Raw genomic sequence first — 19165 nt, 5'->3', positions numbered from 1 at the left:
TATTCATGCGTCTAATATTGCTCGGGCCACCAGGAGCAGGCAAAGGCACTCAAGCCGCTTTTTTAACAAAGCAATTTAATATTCCACAGATATCTACTGGGGATATGTTGCGTACAGAAATTAGAGCTGAAACAGGATTAAGTGTCGAATTAAAAAAGATAATAGACTCTGGTAGATTAGTTCCAGATGAGATCATAATAGAGCTAGTTAAAGCGCGTCTTAAGAATCATGATTGTGCAAATGGTTATTTGCTAGACGGATTTCCTAGGACTATTCCACAAGCAGATGCCTTAAAGAATGCAAAAATAGAGCTAAATTATGTAGTGGAAATTCAAGTTCCAGAAAACAATATAATAGAAAGAATTAGTGGAAGAAGAGTACATATAACAAGTGGCCGCAGCTATCATATAACATTTAATCCTCCAGCAATTCCAGAGAAAGATGATATTACAGGTGAAACATTGGTGCAGCGAGAAGATGACCGCGAAGAAACCGTTAAACATCGACTAGAAATATACAAGAAACAAACTAGACCATTAGTTGAGTACTATTCAAATTGGTATGAAAAAGATCAATTTGCCGCTCCCAAATATATAAGGATAACTGGTATTGGATCAGTTGATGAAATAAGGAAAAAAATTCTTTCCTGTCTACTTGGCTAGACATATGTGTATAATATTCACAAATTAAATTAAAAGACAACTTGAGATTATGACTTTGAAGGGAACTCTACGATCTGTATTAATTGTTAGTATTTTTACATTAGTATCACGCGCAACCGGACTTATTCGTGATATCGTAATAGCAAAAAACATAGGAGCAAATTCCCTAAGCGATGCTTTTTGGATAGCTTTCCGAATACCTAATATGTTAAGGAAAATTTTTGCAGAAGGATCATTTGCCCAAGCATTTATACCAACTTTAAGTCTAGCAAGAACTGAGTCTAGGAATGAAAACAGCCTGAGCGAAAATATCCATAATTTAATTACTAGGATGGCTCTACTGCTGACAACATCTCTAATAATAATTACAGTACTAGGCATAATATTTACTCCATTTATAATTAAAATATTTGCTAGTGGAGTATACAAAAACAACAATAATAATCAGTTTTATGTTACAGTGCTAATGACAAGAATAATGTTCCCATACGTAATTCTTATTTCGCTAACAGCATTTGCATCTTGTATATTAAATACCTGGAAAAAATTCTCTATACCAGCTATCACTCCAGCATTACTTAATATCTCAATGGTTTTAACTTGCTTAGTATTTTCTAAGGAGACGATTCAGCCTATATATGCTTTAGCTTTAGGCGTTGTAGTAGGAGGAATTGCGCAATTCGCTATACAATGGATAGCCATATCAAAAGTAAAATTACAACCATCTGTATCATTTGATTTTACCAGTGCATATAATGACAAATATGTAAAAAACATAATAAAAAAAATGATGCCTGCGTTACTTGGTGTTTCTGTATCTCAAATTTCACTCCTGATAAACACAAATATAGCAACCTGGTTAACACCAGGAAGCCTAACTTGGCTAACTTTAGCAGACAGAATAGTAGATTTACCAACTGCTTTAATAGGATTGGCATTAGGAACAGTGATGTTGCCTGATCTGTCAAAATCATACATTAATAACGATCATGATAAATACAAACTATTGATAAACAATAGCCTAAAAATAATAATGTTATTTGGAATACCTTCAATGGTATGTATGATTTCAATACCCAATGGACTAGTAACTGTATTATTTCATTATGGAGAATTTAATCAAATAGATGTATATAATACAAAATTGGCTGTTCTAGCATATTCAATAGGGTTGCTAGGAATGATGAGCATTAAAATATTGTCTTCTGCATTCTATGCCATGCAGGACACAATAACACCTACTAAGACCTCATTACTATCATTATTTCTTGCGCAAACACTAAATATATTTCTGGTTCCATTATACTCTCATGTAGGAATTGCGATATCTTATAGCGTTGGCGCTACTTTGAATTCCTTATTCATGCTATTTCTTCTAACTAAAAATAAAGTATTTAAATCATACAAGAATAGCTGGATAACCATGCTATTGCGTTTAGTACCATCATCCATTTTGATGGGAATTTTTCTAAACCTCTTCGAAAATAAAATTAACTGGATAGAATTACAATCAAGTATAATACAGAGGTTTTCATTACTATCATTTGTACTAATAGTAGGATTTATAATATACACTGCTTCATTATTTATATTTGGAATGAGATCAAAAGATTTTTTAAGCTTATTTATTACAAAATAAAAACATTGAAATAACACAAATTATAGATTTATAACTAAAAAATATTTTACTTAAATTATAAAAACTTTATAATTAACTACTTTATAACTTTCAATTAAAGAATTAAGAAAAAATGGCTAATACATCACAAGCTCGCAAACGAGCCCGTCAATCATCAGAAAGAAATAAACACAACTCCAGCCTAAGATCTATGCTGCGCACTGCAATAAAAAGAGTAACTCAATCTATTCAAACAAAAGACAAGAGTACATCTGAAGATGTCTTAAGAAAAGCGACAAGCATAATAGATAGAGTGGCAGATAAAGGAATAATTCATAAAAATAAAGCTGCGCGTCACAAAAGTCGTCTGACAATGTCTGTAAAAAATATGTTGTTAAATCAACAATAACTTGATAACTATGCTTCTTCCCTAGTTATCTATGATTTGTTGTTATTTTATGACATGCTACAAAATTGTTTTATATGAATATAGCAACTTGGAATGTTAATTCTTTAAAAGTGCGTCTAGAGCAGGTCTTGTCCTTCTTAGATAAAAATAATATTGATGTGCTATGTCTACAAGAAACAAAAATTACTGACGATAAATTTCCATATGAATCATTTAATGACATAGGATACAATAGTTATTGGCTTGGGCAAAAAACATTCAATGGCGTTGCTATTGTCAGTAAGTATAAATCTATAAAAACCTTATATAATTTTCCTGATGAGGATGAGGAACAAAAAAGATTAATATCAATAACTCTTCCATCAAAAATTGGGAATATTTGTGTTATATGCGTATACTGTCCTAATGGGCAAACGATAGGCAGCGAAAAATATGAATATAAAATTCAATGGTTTAAAAAACTAGAAAAAACACTAAAAAACAAGTTAATAAAAAATAATCATTTGATAGTACTTGGTGATTATAATATAGCCCCTAACGATGACGATGTTTATAATGCAAAACTTTGTAAGAATCAGATATTAACGTCAGAAATTGAGCGTAAATTATTTAATAATCTTATAGGATTAGGTCTATTTGACGCTTTCAGATTATTTAAGCAACCAAAATGCTCTTATAGTTGGTGGGACTATAGAAAGTCATCTTTTAAACGCAATATAGGGTTCAGAATAGACCATGTATTAATCTCATGTTCTCTTAAAGAAAGATGTCAGATCTGCGTAATAGATAAATCATTAAGAGGTCTTGAAAGACCTTCTGATCATGCACCAGTAATTGCTACGTTGAATACTTTATGAATAGTAACTAGAATTAACGAATGGGGCGGTAGCTCAATTGGAAGAGCGTCGCGTTCGCAATGCGAAGGCTGGGAGTTCGATCCTCCTCCGCTCCACCATTAAATATTATTGAAATGCTGTTTCCATAAAGGTTCTTAATTTCCTAGAATGTAATTTCTCTGATGGCATGTCTCTTAGATACTCAAGAGTTCTTACACCTATTTCTAAATGCTGACTAACCTGCTTTAAATAAAAATCACTAGCCATGCCAGGTAATTTTAATTCACCATGTAACGGCTTATCAGAAACACACAATAAGGTTCCATAAGGTACACGTAATCGGAAACCATTAGCAGCAATAGTTGCTGATTCCATATCAAGAGCTATAGCACGTGATTGAGCAAAACGTTTCACAACCTCAAGCTGATCATGAAGCTCCCAATTTCTATTATCAATAGTAACTACAGTACCTGTCCGCATGATGCGTTTTAAATCCCATCCTTGCAAACCTGATATTTCCGCAACAGACTTCTCTAGCGCTACTTGCACTTCTGCTAATGCTGGAACTGGAACCCATAAAGGCAAATCCTCATCTAAAACATGATCATCACGCACATACCCATGAGCCAAAACATAATCTCCCAAGCGTTGTGAATCACGCAAACCAGCGCAATGACCTAACATAAGCCAAACATGTGGTCTTAATACAGCAACATGATCAGTTATAGTTTTAGCATTCGAAGGTCCCACACCAATATTTACCAAAGTAATTCCGGAATGATTTGGTCTGGTTAAATGATATGCTGGCATCTGAGGAGCTCTTATATTTAAATTTTGATTCTGATCAGATCCATCATTGCTAGTAATGATATTTCCTGGTTCTACTAAAGAAGTATAACCACCTATCCCATCCATTACTAATTTCCTTGCCATTTCACAAAACTCATCAACATAAAATTGATAATTTGTAAATAAAACATAGTTTTGAAAAAAATTAGGAGCAGTAGCTGTATAATGCTGTAGACGCTGTAATGAATAATCTATACGAGCAGCAGTAAATGGAGCTAATGGTTTTATGCTATCTCCATCTTTCTCTCTCCAAGTACCATTAACAATAGCATCATCTGTAACAGAAAGATCTGGAACATCAAAGATGTCTCTTAATGGCCTATTAATTGACTTAGCATCACTATATTTAACATGTGCTCCTTCCGAAAATGCAAAATGTAATGGTATGGGAGAATTAGACTCTCCAATGCTAACAGGAACACGGTGATTGTTGAGCAATTGATTAACTTGATCTACCAAATAAGATTTAAAAAGCCTTGGCCTTGTAACAGTGGTTTGATAAATACCTGGTTCAGCGACGTGTCCATAAGAAAATCTAGAATCTATAGAATCATGAGTACTTACTTGTATTCTTATAGCTGGATAACATGCCCTTACTCTATAATCTATATTATTACCTTGATTGCTTGTCAGAATATTACTAAATTCATTACGCAAGAATTCAGTATTGCGTTCATATATTTCAATCAACCTATTAACAGCTAACTCAGCATCCTGAAAGTTATCGAATGAAAAACTATCTGGGGTTCTGAAATTTTGCTTCTGCATATTTTCCATAAAAATTGAATCCATGTCATCTACCTAAATTTAAATATAATAAGCAATAAGCTACAATATTACAAAAAACAACCACGACCTATTACTATAAATCAGTTATGATATAAATTATTAAAATAAAACTATAAGATATATCTTTAAATATAACATAACTCATATAATTGTTTCGTATAATGTGAAATAATTATGATAACTAAATCAATAAGTAATTAGATAGGATCACAAGATAAAATTAATGATTAACATGAGTAACAACAATTTATTTATTGTAACAGCACCTAGCGGATCAGGTAAATCTAGTCTAATAAAGGCACTGCTGAATGATAATGAATCAATAACATTTTCTATATCTTATACTACAAGGAAGCCTAGATTTGGCGAAAAAAATGGAATTGATTATCACTTTGTGTCAGTAGAAGACTTTTTAAAAATGCGTAATAACAACGAATTCATAGAATGGGCGAAAGTGCATAGTAATTTCTATGGAACACACAAGTCAGTCATAAACAATAAAACAATTAAAGATACTGATTTTATAATAGAAATAGATTGCCAAGGCTCAGATCAAATAAAAAATTGTTATCCAAATGCAATCAGAATTTTTATTCTACCGCCATCAATCGAAGAATTACGAAACCGTTTAATTCTCAGGAACCTGGATTCTATGGAAGTTATAGAGAAAAGATTATCTGAAGCCAAGAATGAAATCATGCGCTCTAGTGATTATGATTATGTTATAATAAACTCTGATTTCAACTTAGCGAGATCAGATATGAATCATATCATAAAATCAACAAAATTGAGATTTCAATACCAGTACTTTAAGAATAAAAATCTATTTAATAAGCTAGGTATTACAAATTAGATTAGTAGATGATAGGATTGTCCTATATTACTTGAAGTATAAGTTACATGTTTAACAATAGAAGCGAACTAAAATGGCACGTATAACAGTAGAAGATTGCTTAAAAAACATAAACAATAGATTTGATCTTACCTTAGCAGCTGCATACCGCGCTCGTGAATTAGCACAAGGTCACGCTCCAAAATTAGAAAGCAAGGACAAGCCTACTGTTCTAGCACTACGTGAAATAAGTAAAGGATTGTCTGGCTTAGAGATGCTATCCAAAGTACCTGGCTAATTTTAATGTTAAATTATGAGTTCAAATGAGATCAGGACTATTTCCAGTAGCTTATCAAGATTCTTTAAGTTTCTGAATTTCTGGAATAAAGATTATTTCAGACTAGATGGTAATCTTAGTCAATTCTTACTGATTAAAAATAATTCTTTCTTGTCTTTACTGAAAAAATTAAAATTGTATCTATCTAAAAAAGACCTGCAGATAGTTTGCGAGTCTTTTATATTGGCAGATAAAGTTCATGCTGGACAAAAAAGAGAGAGTGGATCTCCTTACATATCACATCCTATAGCTGTAGCTGAAATATGCTCACAATGGAAACTAGATAAAGAGGCAATATCAGCAGCATTATTACATGATGTTATAGAAGATCATGGAATATCAAAACTTGAGTTAGAAACAAAATTTGGTAAAAATGTAGCGATATTAGTCGATGGCCTATCAAAATTTGACAAGCTTGATTTTAGTAATAAACTTGAACAACAAGCGGCAAATCTACGAAAAATGTTAATAGCCACAGATAAAGATATTAGGGTAATTCTTATAAAGCTGGCAGATAGATTACATAATATGCGCACTATAAACGCTATAAACAATCCTATCAAAAAAAGAAGAGTGGCAAATGAAACATTAGAGATATACGCACCAATAGCTTATAGACTCGGGTTAAATATTACTTGTAAAGAATTACAAGATTTGAGTTTTGCCGTAATATATCCACATAGATTCAAAATAATGTATAAAGCAATATTATTTGAACGACAAAAACATAATAAATTAAGCAATAAGATAAGATATGATATATATAAAGAAACGTCAAGAAATAACTTAGATGTTGAAGTTAGGAATGGAAGTACAGATTCATTATTTAGCTCATATAAAAAAATGTTATCACGCGGGGTGACTTTTTCCGAGATTACAGATACATACTATTTCATTATTACTACTAGTAAAATCTCTGACTGTTATTCAACAATGGGGGTTATACATCAGTATTACAAACCAATAAATGAGAAATTTAAAGACTACATATCTATGCCAAAAATAAATGGCTACCAATCCTTGCATACAACAGTAATTAGCTCTAATGGGATAAAAATAAAATTTCAAATTAGAACGAAAAATATGGATAATTTGGCTGAAAATGGAATTGCTAATTATTGGATAAAAAAACAAGACAATACAGAATTTCAAAAACAGCTAGAAAAATATAAATTTCCTTGTGCATTAGATATACATAATGAAACCTATAAAGCAAAAGAATTTTTGGAATATATAAAAACTGAGCTCTTACAGGATACTATATATGTTTTCTCATCATCAGGAAAAGTTATTAATCTTCCAAAAGATTCTACTGTAATAGATTTCGCATATGCAATTAAGATTAATCTTGGCAATAAAGTAGCAACCTCTAAAATTAATGGGAAGTGGAGCTCATTATATAAAAAATTAAATAGTGGTGATAGGGTTGAAATAATAACATCAAATAGATCAAATCCTGACATTCAATGGCTTAATCATATAAAATCCATAAAAGCTATATATGAAGTTCGAAAATACCTAAACTCGATCGAATATGAAAAAGATATATAATAACAAATATTACCAGCATAGTTATATATCTTTAATAACTAGTAAAAGTATTTTAAAAAAAGTTAATATAAAATCTAAAAATACCTAAATGATCATTATAAATTTTATTATATAGATTTTATTTATTTTAATAAATAATCTTAATTTAACAATTAAGATCCAAGTAATAATTTACAAAACACTATAAAAATGAACTTTATTAAAAAAATTAAAAACTCATGCGATAGAAATAATTCACTATTGCAAGTTAGCTTAGATCCAGATCCAAAACAATTCCCAAAAGAATTAAGCACAAACAAAAGATCAATATTAGAGTTTTGTAAAGGCATAATAGAAGCAACTGCTGAATATATATCTAGCATCAAAATACAAATTGCCTACTTTTCTGCCTATAGAGCAGAGGACGAATTAGAAGAAATCTGCTCATATATAAGAAATAATTATCCATATTTGCCTATTATTTTAGATTCAAAAAGAGGTGATATTGGGAACACATCAGAAAAATATGCAATTGAAGCATTTGATAGATATAAAGCAGATGCATTAACTGTTAATCCATTCATGGGATTAGATTCAATAGAACCATATCTAGAATGGAAAGATCGCGGCGTATTAGTTCTCTGTCGAACTTCTAATCCAGGAGGATCTGACTTTCAATCATTGAAAATGATAAATGGAACTCCACTATATTTACACATAGCACAAGTAGTGTCTAAGGAATGGAACACTAACTCACAATTTGGACTAGTTGCTGGCGCTACATTTCCGAAAGAATTATCCATTATTAGAAAAGCTATCGGTGAAGACATGCCACTACTCATTCCAGGAATAGGAGCTCAGGGAGGAGATATATATTCAACTGTAGTCTCAGGTACAAATAGTAACTGTTCTGGAGCAATGATAAGTTCATCAAGGTCAATAATATATGCTTCCAACAATGATAACTGGCGAGAAGCATCATCAACAGCTGCAAAGAAATTTATGAATGATATAAACTTATCAAGAAATAAAAAAATGAATGCTAATAAACTATAATCCGAAAATCAAAGAAACTAGTATTATTGTATAGAATGCAGCTATTAAATCATCTAGCATTATGCCTATGCCACTGCTCACTTCTTTATCTATCTTGTTGATAGGATATGGCTTTATTGTATCAAAAAATCTAAAAATTATGAATGATACAAACTGAATATAAAAAACATTAGGTATGAATAACAAAACAATAATAAAAGAAATAATCTCATCCCATACTATACCTACGTGATCATGAGCGCCAAGTTCATCATCAACCTTTTTGCAGGCAATACAACCGTACACAAACCCCAAGGATACTATAAAGAATATTACAGGATTGCTAATTAAATACCAGGGAATTATATGCCATAACAACCATGCTAAAACAGTACCCCATGTGCCAGATCCAGGTCTTATAAGACCACTACCAAATCCAAAAGACACTAATCTTTCATGTTTCTTACAAATCCAAGAAAAATTTGGAAAACCTACAGAATAACGATTTTTCATAATATGGCAATAAAAAATTTAATATAACAAATCAAAAAGATAACTATATGAATAACAAATTGTCAACATTTAGAAAACATTTTTGCGACATTGAGATTGTTAGTTAATTATTTCTAACATCACTAGCTAATTTATCTAAAACACTATTTATAAACTTAAAACCATCGGTGCCACCAAAAGATTTTGCTAATTCTACAGCTTCATTTATAATTACCTTATATGGTATTTCAAAGTGATTAATTAGTTCAAAAGTCCCAATTAATAAAATTGCATACTCCACTGGTGATATTGAATCTAATGATCTATCTATATATGGAGTGAATCTTTCACATAGTGAATCATGATTATCTAAAACGCCATTTATAAGAATCTTAAACCAATCATTATCAACTAAATTACTTTTGATATTATCATATATATCGTTATTAATATCATTAACATTCTTATATATATTACCAGATATAAGCCACGCATAAATACCTTGAAGGGCAAGTTCACGAGCAAGACTACGAGCTCCTTTGTGAAAATTACGCATACGATGAGTTCTCCATATATATTGAAAATCTACTCATCTTCATATTCCTGATCAGCGCTAAGTTTTATTATAAGATTAGACATTTCTACCGCCGCCCTAGCACAATCATAACCTTTTTTAGCAGCTCTGATATTTGCTTGTTCTTCGGAATCAACAGTTAAAACACCATTAGCTATTGGCACACCAGTACTAAGTGAAACATTAGATATAGCAGAAGACATTTCATTGCTAACAATTTCAAAATGAAAAGTATCCCCCCTAATAACGGCACCTAAAGCAATCATTGCATTAAAATTATATGTTTCTATCATATGCGATAATGCAACACCTATCTCCAAAGCTCCAGGAACAGTAACTAATACAATATCACTATTAGAAACTCCTAAATTATTAAGCTCTTCTATACAATAATCCAATTCAGTTTGACTTATATCACCATTAAATCTTGATCTTACTATACCAATACTAAGACCTTTACCTTTTAAATCAGGATCAATGATATGAATATCCATAATATTTAACACATCCAATAATTATAATTTATCAATAAAAACTACTTACTATCAAAAACTTACGAAATCAAAACTATATATTAAATATATATATTAGATAAAATTTCTAACACCAACTCCTAGCTCATATAGAATTTGATCACTTATACCACAACTATATCCATTAATGCTATCACTATTCGCATTATTAGCACCTTCTAAGTTTAATATTTTATTAACTTGATCTAACATATTGCCTTCTACTGACTCACAATTTATTAAAACTATTACTCCAGATGAAGAATTAGCTATATTTTTTAGCACATCATTAAAATTTAATGGTTTCTCATTGAGATTTATAATATTTAGTATAGATATTGACTCGTAAACATGAACTAATGTTTCTTTAGATTTTCTAGGATCACCGCTAACTAAGGCAATATGCAAAGATTTGCTATGAAATAAATCCTTATAAAAAACTGCTTTAAAAGTTCCTTCAATAGTTTCTATATCGAACTGCCCTATTCTTCTTACTATCGTCTCATTCTGAATTCTATATTTGATTAAATCAGATATAGCCCCTATTTTTATATTATGTTTTTGTGAAAATTTTATTAAATCTGGTAATCTAGCCATTTTCCCGTCATCATTTAAAATCTCACATATTACAGAAGATGGTATTAAGCCAGCTATTGCTGTCAGATCACAACCAGCTTCAGTATGTCCTGCCCTAACTAATACTCCACCTGTTACAGCACGTAGAGGGAATATATGACCTGGCTGTACAATATCGTCAGGAGTTGCGTTTGGGGATACGGCAACCCTAATAGTTCTAGCACGATCAGATGCAGAAATACCAGTATCAATACCATGTGCTGCCTCTATAGACTGGGTAAAATTTGTACCATATCTTGATCTGTTTTGATCTGACATCATAGACAATCCTAATTTACTACAATGCTCATGTGTTAATGTAATACATACTAAACCTCTACCATGAGTCACCATAAAATTAATAGCTTCTGATGAGACGAACTCCGATGCTATAAGTAGATCTCCCTCATTTTCTCTATCCTCTTCATCTACCAATATAATCATACGTCCTGATTGTAATTCATTAATAAGTTCTAAAATAGAAGATATGTGCAAACTCATTACGCCTCTCTTTTAATTTAAAATCTAGCATTCAACTAGATAATATGAAAATAAAATAAAATAAATTCTATAAATACTATTTAAATACAAAATACTAAAAGTGTTATAAATTTAGTAATTAATTCAATAATGCATCAACAAACTCAACAGCTCTAAACTCATACAAGTCGGATATACCTTCACCTAAACCAATCCAGTATACAGGCATGGTATCTTTATTGATTTTACATATATCAGATATAGCAACTAATATCCCGCCTTTAGCAGAACCATCTAATTTAGTAATTATCAACCCACTTAAATTTGCTGCATTATTAAAATATTCTAACTGCTGCAAAACATTCTGCCCTGTGTTTCCATCTACTACTAAAATAGATTCATGAGGAGCATCATGATCTATTTTAGAAATGACTTTCCTTATTTTACTTAACTGAGTCATTAAATTTTTATTGGAGGCGAGGCGTCCTGCTGTATCTATGATAATAACATCAATATTTTTTGATTTTCCATAATGTATACTATCAAAAACAACAGAAGACGGATCAGAAGAATCAGTATAAAAAACTTGTATATTATTCATTGATCCCCAAGTTCTTAGTTGCTCACAAGATGCTGCACGAAATGTATCAGCGGCTACAAGCAAAACTGATAAGCCTCTATTCTTAAAATGAAATGCTAGTTTCGCAATAGAAGTAGTCTTACCTACACCATTAGAACCAGATGTTAGAATTATAAAAGGTTTTTTATCTATATTAATAATGCCCTCTAGTGGCTTTAATTGATCTATTAAAATATTTCTAAGCAAACTTTTAATATACGCTGGATCCGAATTTTTTTCTTTTTTTACTTGTTCTTTTAACTTTGATAAGATTTTTTCAGTCATTCTACAACCAATATCAGATGTTATTAATATGTCTTCTAAATTATCAAACAACTCTTCATTGGTTTTAAAATTATAAAAAATTGTACCTAACTTTTTACTCGTATTATATAAACCTTTTCTCAAAAAACTGAGCCAATTATTATTAACAACTACATATTTTGATTCTTGATCTGATATTTGTTCACTATTACCTGTATAATTTAAATTGTTCTTCTTAACAGAGCTTTCATAAGCTTTACCACAATCTGATACTTTTTCTAAAAAATCATCGGAACCAATAGCCTCTGGTGATTCTTTTCTATTATCAATACCAACTGATTTCTTTTTAAAAAATTTAAACATGATTAAAAACTCTATTCGCATTATATCTGGACAATATAAGAATACTAAAGTTACATTTCCAACTATGCAAGAACTAAGACCAACTCCAAGTAAAGTAAAGGGAATTTTATTTAATTGGATAAATAATCATTGGAATAATAATTTTACAGATAAAAATGTTCTTGACCTATTTGCAGGAAGTGGATCATTAGGATTTGAGGCTGCTTCTAGGGGTGCTAATTTTATACAAATGGTGGATAATGATAAAGAAACTATACAATTTATAAAGAAGAATATTAAAAAAATTAATGCTAAAAATATAAATTTTTATTACGGCGACGCTATTGATTTTATATGCAAGAAAAACACAAAAAAATTTGACCTAATCCTATTAGATCCTCCATTTAATCAGAATATTTTAAAAAAACTATGGATGTTCATACCTAAAACTATAAAAAAATATGGACTGATATATTCAGAATCAGAATTGGATATAACAACCCCGGAAAATTACAAGCTATTAAAGAGCAGCAGAAATGGCATTGTTTACTCAAAATTAATGATTTGTGAATATAAATTGTGATCAAAAAAACTTAAATTAATTACTAATAACATCATCCACATGATCAAGTAATTTGAGTTGATATTTATTCTTGAAAAATCTTAACGATGCTAACCATTCAGATTTACCTATAGAATATAGTAACGACTCCTCTATTTGTTTATCTATCAAAGGATCATCTTGTTTACTCAAAACATCCTCTAAACAAACTAATAAAACTCCTGAATCTAGGACAACTTTATCATAATATGGCAAACTATTTACAGGCATAGACATTACAGAATTTACTAACTCTTTTGGTAATCTAAAATCTGATTGTAATCTATATATCTCAATTTTTTCAGAGAATTCGCTACTATTAAATCCATTTTTTTTAAGAATGTTTTCAATATCATTATTAACATAATCTATAGCCAACAATCTAGCTTTATCATCAATGATAATAGACTCAATCTTACTATAAACATCTTCTAATGAAAAAATAGAAGCAGGATTATAATTCACTACCTTCATTATTATAAAAATTGATGGTGATATTTGAACCAATCCAAAATAATTTTTATCAAACGAAAAGTCATTAGAAAAAATTACACTTAGAACTTGATAAGTATCTAAATAGCTATTTTTTATAGCATTATGATTTTTGTCATCAAATGTAATCCCGCTCTTAGTTAACCCCTTTATAGATGAGGTTTTCATTCCTATATCTAATGCAATAGACTCAATATCATAATCTTTGTTGTATATTAATTCTCTTATGCGATCAATTTTTTCATAAAAACGTCTTCTCTTATTATCTTGTTGCATTTCAAGAACAATCTGATCTTTAGAATCCTTAAGCGGTAATATATGAGGTGATGATATTTTATTCAATCTAAATATATATAACCCACTCGATGTCTCCAGCAATTCTGAATGATGTCCTTTGGATAAATTTAAAATAATTTCTTTAGCTTCTTGACCTAATGATTCTAATATCTCTTCTTCAGTACTTAAGCCATAATTTGTATAAATAAAACTTGAAGCAGAATTATCCTTGGAAGAAAGCATATAACTTGGATCTTTCTCTAACTCAGATAAAATATTTCTAGCCTCTTTAAATAGAGCAGACTTGTCTTTATTTGACTTAATGTCATCAAAAGAGAAAAATATGCTCTCAAAAGAAAACTTCCTTGGTTCAGTGAATTTATCAAGATTATTTTTATAAAATAACTCAATTTCCTTATCTTTATAATCTAATAACTCATCATAATCATTTTCATCTATTACTATATAATCAACATCGACATTTTCTGGCTTTTTAAAAAAGTCTTTATTCTTAAAATACCATGAATTAATCTCTTCTGGATCAACAGAAACGCAAGATTTATAATTGTCAAAGTTATATATTTTAGTGCGTATAACTCTTTTCTGAGATAGACTATCTATATAATTTCTTAAAACAATTTTTGAAGTTACTCCAGAAGAAACTATAGAATCTGTGACTTGTCTAACAGAAAGAAATTTTCTCTGATTATATTCAAATTCAGAAGGCGTCATTCCATAGTTCGATAATACTTTTATATAATCATCATTAGAAAAATTGCCCTTGCCATTACCCCAATCTAAAGAAGCTATATAGTTTCTAAGCCTTTCATCAGTAACAGATATTTGCATGTCTGATGATACAATGCTGAGCAATTTAGTATTAATTAGCTCTTCTAAGAAATGCTCTCTCATATCAGGAGTATCAATCATACTTACATCTTTACAATCTCTAACATTTGAACGCAATTGTTCCAAAAAACCAGAATAGGCAGTATTAAATTCACACAAAGTAATATAACTATCTGCAAATTTAGCAATTTTAGGATCATTTTGTTCATGCTGATAATTAAATACTCCGGAAAAAAATATAGCAGGAGTTATTAACAAGAATACAATTAAAAGCATGAAGCGACTTTTATTACGAATAAACTCAAACATAAAATAAAAAATTTGATATATCAGGACTATTAAATCGACCCTATAAAATTAATAGCGTCGCTCTATAAAAATAAAATTACAAAAACACAAAAAACTCAAGTATCGAATACAGTTATTGATTCTACATGACTAGTATGAGGGAACATATTAATAATACCAGAGCATACAATTCTATAACCACCATTAGTAACTAATAAATAAGAATCACGAGCTAAAGTATGAGGATTACATGATACATATACTACTCTTCGCGGCCTTTTATTGTTAGCTAAACTGATAAGCAACCTAACTATCAAATCAGCACCACTTCTAGGAGGATCAATTAACATTATATCAAAAGGATCTAAGTTATTAAAAAAACTATCCTTCAAGGAAAACAAATCCAGCTTTATGAAACTAACTACATCTTGTAAATTATAATTTACAGCAATACTATTAGCCTTACAGATTAAATTATCATCTATATCTATACCAAGCACCTTGTTAGCCATCCTTGCAATCGGAAATGTAAAATTTCCTAATCCACAAAACAAGTCTAGTACGTTGTCAGATGATTTTATATCCATTAAACCTACAACCTTTGATACCAATATTCTATTAAGCTTATGGTTAATTTGAGTAAAATTTTTAGGCCTAAATGGTATAGATATCTCAAATTCTGGTAGGGAATAACTAGTATCCTCATAAGAACAATCACCAACTTTATAGATGATATCACCTGAGTGCAGCCACACATCAACAGAATTATCCATACCAAAACTGACGAGATCGATTATATCATAACGAGAAGGAGTGCATGAATTATATATTAGCAATGATACACTATTCTCACCAACAGCAATTTCTACTTGAGATATAGAATTTCTTATAGTTAACTTATGTAGCACCTCTCTTATAGGGCTCAATAAGATATTAATCTTCCTTGAAAGTATAGGGCAATTTAAAATATTAATAACTCTATTACTTTTTCTCTCATAAAAACCTAAAAGTAATTTATCTTTATTTTGTAAAAATTTTACAAATAGACGAGATCTATCTCTATAATGCCATGTTTCAGCATATACAGGGCAAAACAAAAAACCTGGCCTTACCTTACCTATATGGCAAAAACTATCTTCCAAAACACGTTGCTTTATCGCTACCTGTGCCGCAGCATCTAGATGTTGGATAGAACATCCACCACAAATATTAAAATATTTACAACGAGGAATAACTCTATGTGGCGAACTGATTATTATATCCTCTAAAACAGCAATATCATAAGATGATTTTCTTTTAATAATTTTAGCCTGCACTAATTCACCTGGCAAAGAACCATCCACAAAAACCACTTTGCCATTTTCATCATGTGATACCCCTATGCCCTTAGCATCAATAGATTCAATGCGTAACGTTTTTTTCAAATTATATTCCAATATTATTATTTATAGATGCCACTGTAATGTTTTATTTAATAGATGTTAATTATTCCAAGACTTAAGAAATGATTTCCAATGCTCTCCATCAAGAGATGATATTTTATGTTTTACTATATTAATTTCATCATCATAAGATTCTTTGCTTATATCTCCTCTAAATAAACAAAATCTACAATATAACAACCATGTATTAACAACATCAGTCTCACAATAAGAACGTATTTCAGAAATTTTGCTATCAGACCAATAATCCCAGACCTTACTGCCATTCATACCAATTTTTCCTGGGAAATTACATAATTTTGTTAACTCATCCATTGAAACACTAGCACGTCCATTATATTTAGATAAAACATCCATCAAATCTAAATGCATATTATGATAACGATTAATGTAATTATTAAATTTCAAATCACGATCACCATAACTACCGGTATCCCAATATTTAGGAGCAGAAATACAATTTACCATGCTACGATAATGTATTACAGGAAGATCAAAACCTGTACCATTCCAACTAACTAGCCTTGGAAAATACCGATTGATAATAGAAAAAAAACACTCAAGCAGAGTATGTTCATCATCAGAATGTTTGCCGAGTGTTTTTACATAAAGACCTTGATTGTTTCTAAAAACACAACTAATAGCAACTATTTTATGTAAATGCAACGGCACAAAATCATTGCCATATAATTCTATGCGTTTAGAAATAAATAGATCTAATATCTGCTGATCAGATAGACACTCATCATACATTCCTATTTTTTTTATAGCGGCGACATCAGGAATAGTTTCTATATCAAATACTAGGACAGGAATCATTTTTCTGGAAGATAAATCAAAGGATCAACTGGCAAACCGTTTTTACGAATCTCGAAATGTAATTTAGGAGCATCTGAGTCGCTATCACCCATCTCTGCTATCTTAAAACCTTTTGTAACTTCCTGACCATTATAAACAAAAATCTTACTATTATGAGCATACGCTGTTATATAACCTTCGTTATGGCTCAAAATTAATAACTTTCCTAAACCGCTAACACCACCACCGCTATATACAACTCTGCCATCAGTCGCAGCTAAAACAGGATCACCAATATTACCGTATATGTCTATGCCTCTATTTTTTAAACTAAAATATTCCTCTACAAGTCCACTACAAGGCCATTCCCAGTCTATCGAAGTACTACTTGTATTTCTTCTCGAGCGAAAATTATCATTTCTCACTACTCTACTATCTGTAATAATTGATTCATCATAGGAATTATCTATTATAGGTATATATAATAAACTACCAACATTAACTTGATAAGAATTCTCCATGTTATTAGTTTTTTTCAGTAAATCAACATCCACTCCGTAATGTTTTGCTATTTTATATAAGCTATCACCCTGCTTAACTATATAGACATTTACAGATTGTTTTTCATCCATAGAAATTTCAAATATATGAGCACATTTAAAATCAGTTATCTCTCTAACACATCCAGAAATTAGTAATAATGAGGCAAAGAATAAACATCTTATTAGTACGTTTATAATACGTAAAATATAAATCATTAGTTATCTCATATCAATATAAGCAATAAACAGCAATATAGTAGTTTTTTTAAATACTTCCAATCCATTTATTTATTTTGCCTAAATTATCTATTATGGTTAAGTCAATTCCCAATGGTGTAATAGAGACAAAATTATTTGATATGGCATTAAAATCAGTTCCATCAGAGTTGTCAGAAACTTCTCCAACTGGACCAATCCAATAAACTGTTTCATTACGAGGAGTTTTATGCTTTGTTGATAATTGTGACGGATATCTTTTTCCTATTCTAGTAGACTTTATACCATTAACATGGTTTAAACTAATATTAGGAATATTAATGTTCCATAGGAATGATTCTTGAAAAGGATTTTTAATGCAATTAATAACTATATCACGCAAAATCATAGCAGCTGATTCTAAATTGCCCCATCCTTTTTCAACCAAAGACACAGCAATCGAAGGAATGCCGAACATGTAGGCTTCTCTAGCCGCTCCAACTGTGCCAGAATATAGAACATCATTACCAAGGTTAGCTCCGTTATTAATACCAGAAATGACAAGATCAGGTAAATTATCCAACAAGCCTGTCAAGGCTAGATGAACACAATCAGTTGGAGTACCATTAATAATCATATAATTATCTGAAGCAAAATGTACACTTAATGGCCTATTAAGTGTTATCGAATTTGAGGAGCCACTGCAATTTGATTCAGGAGCAACCACTGTGACATCTGCTATGCTGACTAATGCATCAACTGCAGCTTTCAGACCAACTGAAGAATGACCATCATCGTTAGAAATTAGAATATGCATTAAAAGACTTATCTCAAGAAATAATATGCTTTATCTGTTAATATTACATAATTGTTTATCTTATATACCT

20 protein-coding genes and 1 tRNA gene are annotated in these 19165 nt (G+C 30.5%); 10 read left to right on the top strand and 11 right to left on the bottom strand.

What is annotated here, in order from left to right:
- Positions 1-5: 5 nt before the first annotated feature.
- From adk to CKBE_RS02210, 5 genes are all read left to right on the top strand, one after another.
- Positions 6-662: an adenylate kinase gene (gene adk, locus CKBE_RS02230; RefSeq protein ID WP_015237967.1), complete on the top strand. Its 657-nt coding sequence runs from the start codon at positions 6-8 to the stop codon at positions 660-662.
- A 49-nt stretch (positions 663-711) separates the two neighbouring features.
- On the top strand, positions 712-2301 hold the full coding sequence (gene murJ / locus CKBE_RS02225; protein WP_015237966.1) for a murein biosynthesis integral membrane protein MurJ: 1590 nt from the start codon (positions 712-714) through the stop codon (positions 2299-2301).
- A gap of 112 nt (positions 2302-2413) precedes the next feature.
- The gene (gene rpsT / locus CKBE_RS02220) at positions 2414-2689 is read left to right on the top strand and encodes a 30S ribosomal protein S20 (protein ID WP_015237965.1); all 276 of its coding nucleotides are present in this window, start codon (positions 2414-2416) and stop codon (positions 2687-2689) included.
- A gap of 74 nt (positions 2690-2763) precedes the next feature.
- A complete protein-coding gene (gene xth, locus CKBE_RS02215; protein ID WP_015237964.1) occupies positions 2764-3546 on the top strand; it encodes an exodeoxyribonuclease III in 783 nt (260 codons plus the stop codon).
- A 22-nt stretch (positions 3547-3568) separates the two neighbouring features.
- Positions 3569-3644: transfer RNA gene (locus tag CKBE_RS02210), tRNA-Ala, on the top strand.
- A gap of 7 nt (positions 3645-3651) precedes the next feature.
- Here the strand turns inward: CKBE_RS02210 and CKBE_RS02205 are convergent.
- Positions 3652-5166, bottom strand: coding sequence for an AMP nucleosidase (locus tag CKBE_RS02205; RefSeq protein WP_015237963.1), 1515 nt, complete (start codon positions 5164-5166; stop codon positions 3652-3654).
- Between the two features lie 220 nt (positions 5167-5386).
- Here CKBE_RS02205 and gmk point away from each other — a divergent pair, with 220 nt between their 5' ends.
- The 4 genes from gmk (at position 5387) to pyrF (ending at position 8918) form a co-directional block, all read left to right on the top strand.
- Positions 5387-6016 (top strand): guanylate kinase, encoded by a 630-nt coding sequence (gene gmk / locus CKBE_RS02200; protein WP_015237962.1) that lies wholly within the window; start codon positions 5387-5389, stop codon positions 6014-6016.
- A 73-nt stretch (positions 6017-6089) separates the two neighbouring features.
- Positions 6090-6293 carry a DNA-directed RNA polymerase subunit omega gene (rpoZ, locus tag CKBE_RS02195; protein WP_015389999.1) on the top strand — a complete coding sequence of 68 codons (204 nt, stop codon included), beginning with the start codon at positions 6090-6092 and terminating at the stop codon, positions 6291-6293.
- Positions 6294-6308: 15 nt separating this feature from the next.
- Positions 6309-7883 (top strand): RelA/SpoT family protein, encoded by a 1575-nt coding sequence (locus CKBE_RS02190; RefSeq protein WP_015237961.1) that lies wholly within the window; start codon positions 6309-6311, stop codon positions 7881-7883.
- Between the two features lie 189 nt (positions 7884-8072).
- The gene (gene pyrF, locus CKBE_RS02185; protein WP_015237960.1) at positions 8073-8918 is read left to right on the top strand and encodes an orotidine-5'-phosphate decarboxylase; all 846 of its coding nucleotides are present in this window, start codon (positions 8073-8075) and stop codon (positions 8916-8918) included.
- Here the strand turns inward: pyrF and CKBE_RS02180 are convergent.
- From CKBE_RS02180 to ftsY, 5 genes are all read right to left on the bottom strand, one after another.
- On the bottom strand, positions 8913-9410 hold the full coding sequence (locus CKBE_RS02180) for a phosphatidylglycerophosphatase A family protein (protein ID WP_015237959.1): 498 nt from the start codon (positions 9408-9410) through the stop codon (positions 8913-8915). The genes pyrF and CKBE_RS02180 overlap by 6 nt on opposite strands.
- 103 nt (positions 9411-9513) lie before the next feature.
- A complete protein-coding gene (gene nusB, locus CKBE_RS02175) occupies positions 9514-9945 on the bottom strand; it encodes a transcription antitermination factor NusB (protein WP_015237958.1) in 432 nt (143 codons plus the stop codon).
- Between the two features lie 29 nt (positions 9946-9974).
- Positions 9975-10457: a 6,7-dimethyl-8-ribityllumazine synthase gene (gene ribH / locus CKBE_RS02170; protein ID WP_015237957.1), complete on the bottom strand. Its 483-nt coding sequence runs from the start codon at positions 10455-10457 to the stop codon at positions 9975-9977.
- A 93-nt stretch (positions 10458-10550) separates the two neighbouring features.
- The gene (gene ribB, locus CKBE_RS02165; RefSeq protein ID WP_015237956.1) at positions 10551-11591 is read right to left on the bottom strand and encodes a 3,4-dihydroxy-2-butanone-4-phosphate synthase; all 1041 of its coding nucleotides are present in this window, start codon (positions 11589-11591) and stop codon (positions 10551-10553) included.
- Positions 11592-11709: 118 nt separating this feature from the next.
- A complete protein-coding gene (ftsY, locus tag CKBE_RS02160) occupies positions 11710-12816 on the bottom strand; it encodes a signal recognition particle-docking protein FtsY (RefSeq protein WP_015237955.1) in 1107 nt (368 codons plus the stop codon).
- Here ftsY and rsmD point away from each other — a divergent pair.
- Positions 12815-13378, top strand: a complete 564-nt coding sequence (gene rsmD / locus CKBE_RS02155) for a 16S rRNA (guanine(966)-N(2))-methyltransferase RsmD (RefSeq protein ID WP_015237954.1) — start codon at positions 12815-12817, stop codon at positions 13376-13378. The two genes, ftsY and rsmD, sit on opposite strands and share 2 nt — an antisense overlap.
- A 15-nt stretch (positions 13379-13393) precedes the next feature.
- Here the strand turns inward: rsmD and CKBE_RS02150 are convergent, their stop codons facing one another.
- From CKBE_RS02150 to surE, 5 genes are all read right to left on the bottom strand, one after another.
- Positions 13394-15322, bottom strand: a complete 1929-nt coding sequence (locus CKBE_RS02150; protein WP_015389998.1) for a peptidylprolyl isomerase — start codon at positions 15320-15322, stop codon at positions 13394-13396.
- A 95-nt stretch (positions 15323-15417) separates the two neighbouring features.
- Positions 15418-16725 carry a 23S rRNA (uracil(1939)-C(5))-methyltransferase RlmD gene (gene rlmD / locus CKBE_RS02145; RefSeq protein ID WP_225968671.1) on the bottom strand — a complete coding sequence of 436 codons (1308 nt, stop codon included), beginning with the start codon at positions 16723-16725 and terminating at the stop codon, positions 15418-15420.
- Between the two features lie 57 nt (positions 16726-16782).
- Positions 16783-17562, bottom strand: coding sequence for a 3'-5' exonuclease (locus tag CKBE_RS02140; RefSeq protein WP_015237951.1), 780 nt, complete (start codon positions 17560-17562; stop codon positions 16783-16785).
- Positions 17559-18299: a peptidoglycan DD-metalloendopeptidase family protein gene (locus CKBE_RS02135; RefSeq protein ID WP_015237950.1), complete on the bottom strand. Its 741-nt coding sequence runs from the start codon at positions 18297-18299 to the stop codon at positions 17559-17561. Before CKBE_RS02135 ends, CKBE_RS02140 begins: the two co-directional genes overlap by 4 nt.
- Positions 18300-18348: 49 nt before the next feature.
- Entirely contained in the window at positions 18349-19095 is a 747-nt protein-coding gene (gene surE / locus CKBE_RS02130; RefSeq protein WP_015237949.1) for a 5'/3'-nucleotidase SurE, read from the bottom strand.
- Positions 19096-19165 lie beyond the last annotated feature (70 nt).

The organism is Candidatus Kinetoplastibacterium blastocrithidii (ex Strigomonas culicis), assembly GCF_000319245.1.
Lineage (GTDB): Bacteria > Pseudomonadota > Gammaproteobacteria > Burkholderiales > Burkholderiaceae_B > Kinetoplastidibacterium > Kinetoplastidibacterium blastocrithidiae.
Note: the sequence above shows the minus strand (reverse complement) of the source record. Positions and strands in the feature narration are given on the sequence as shown.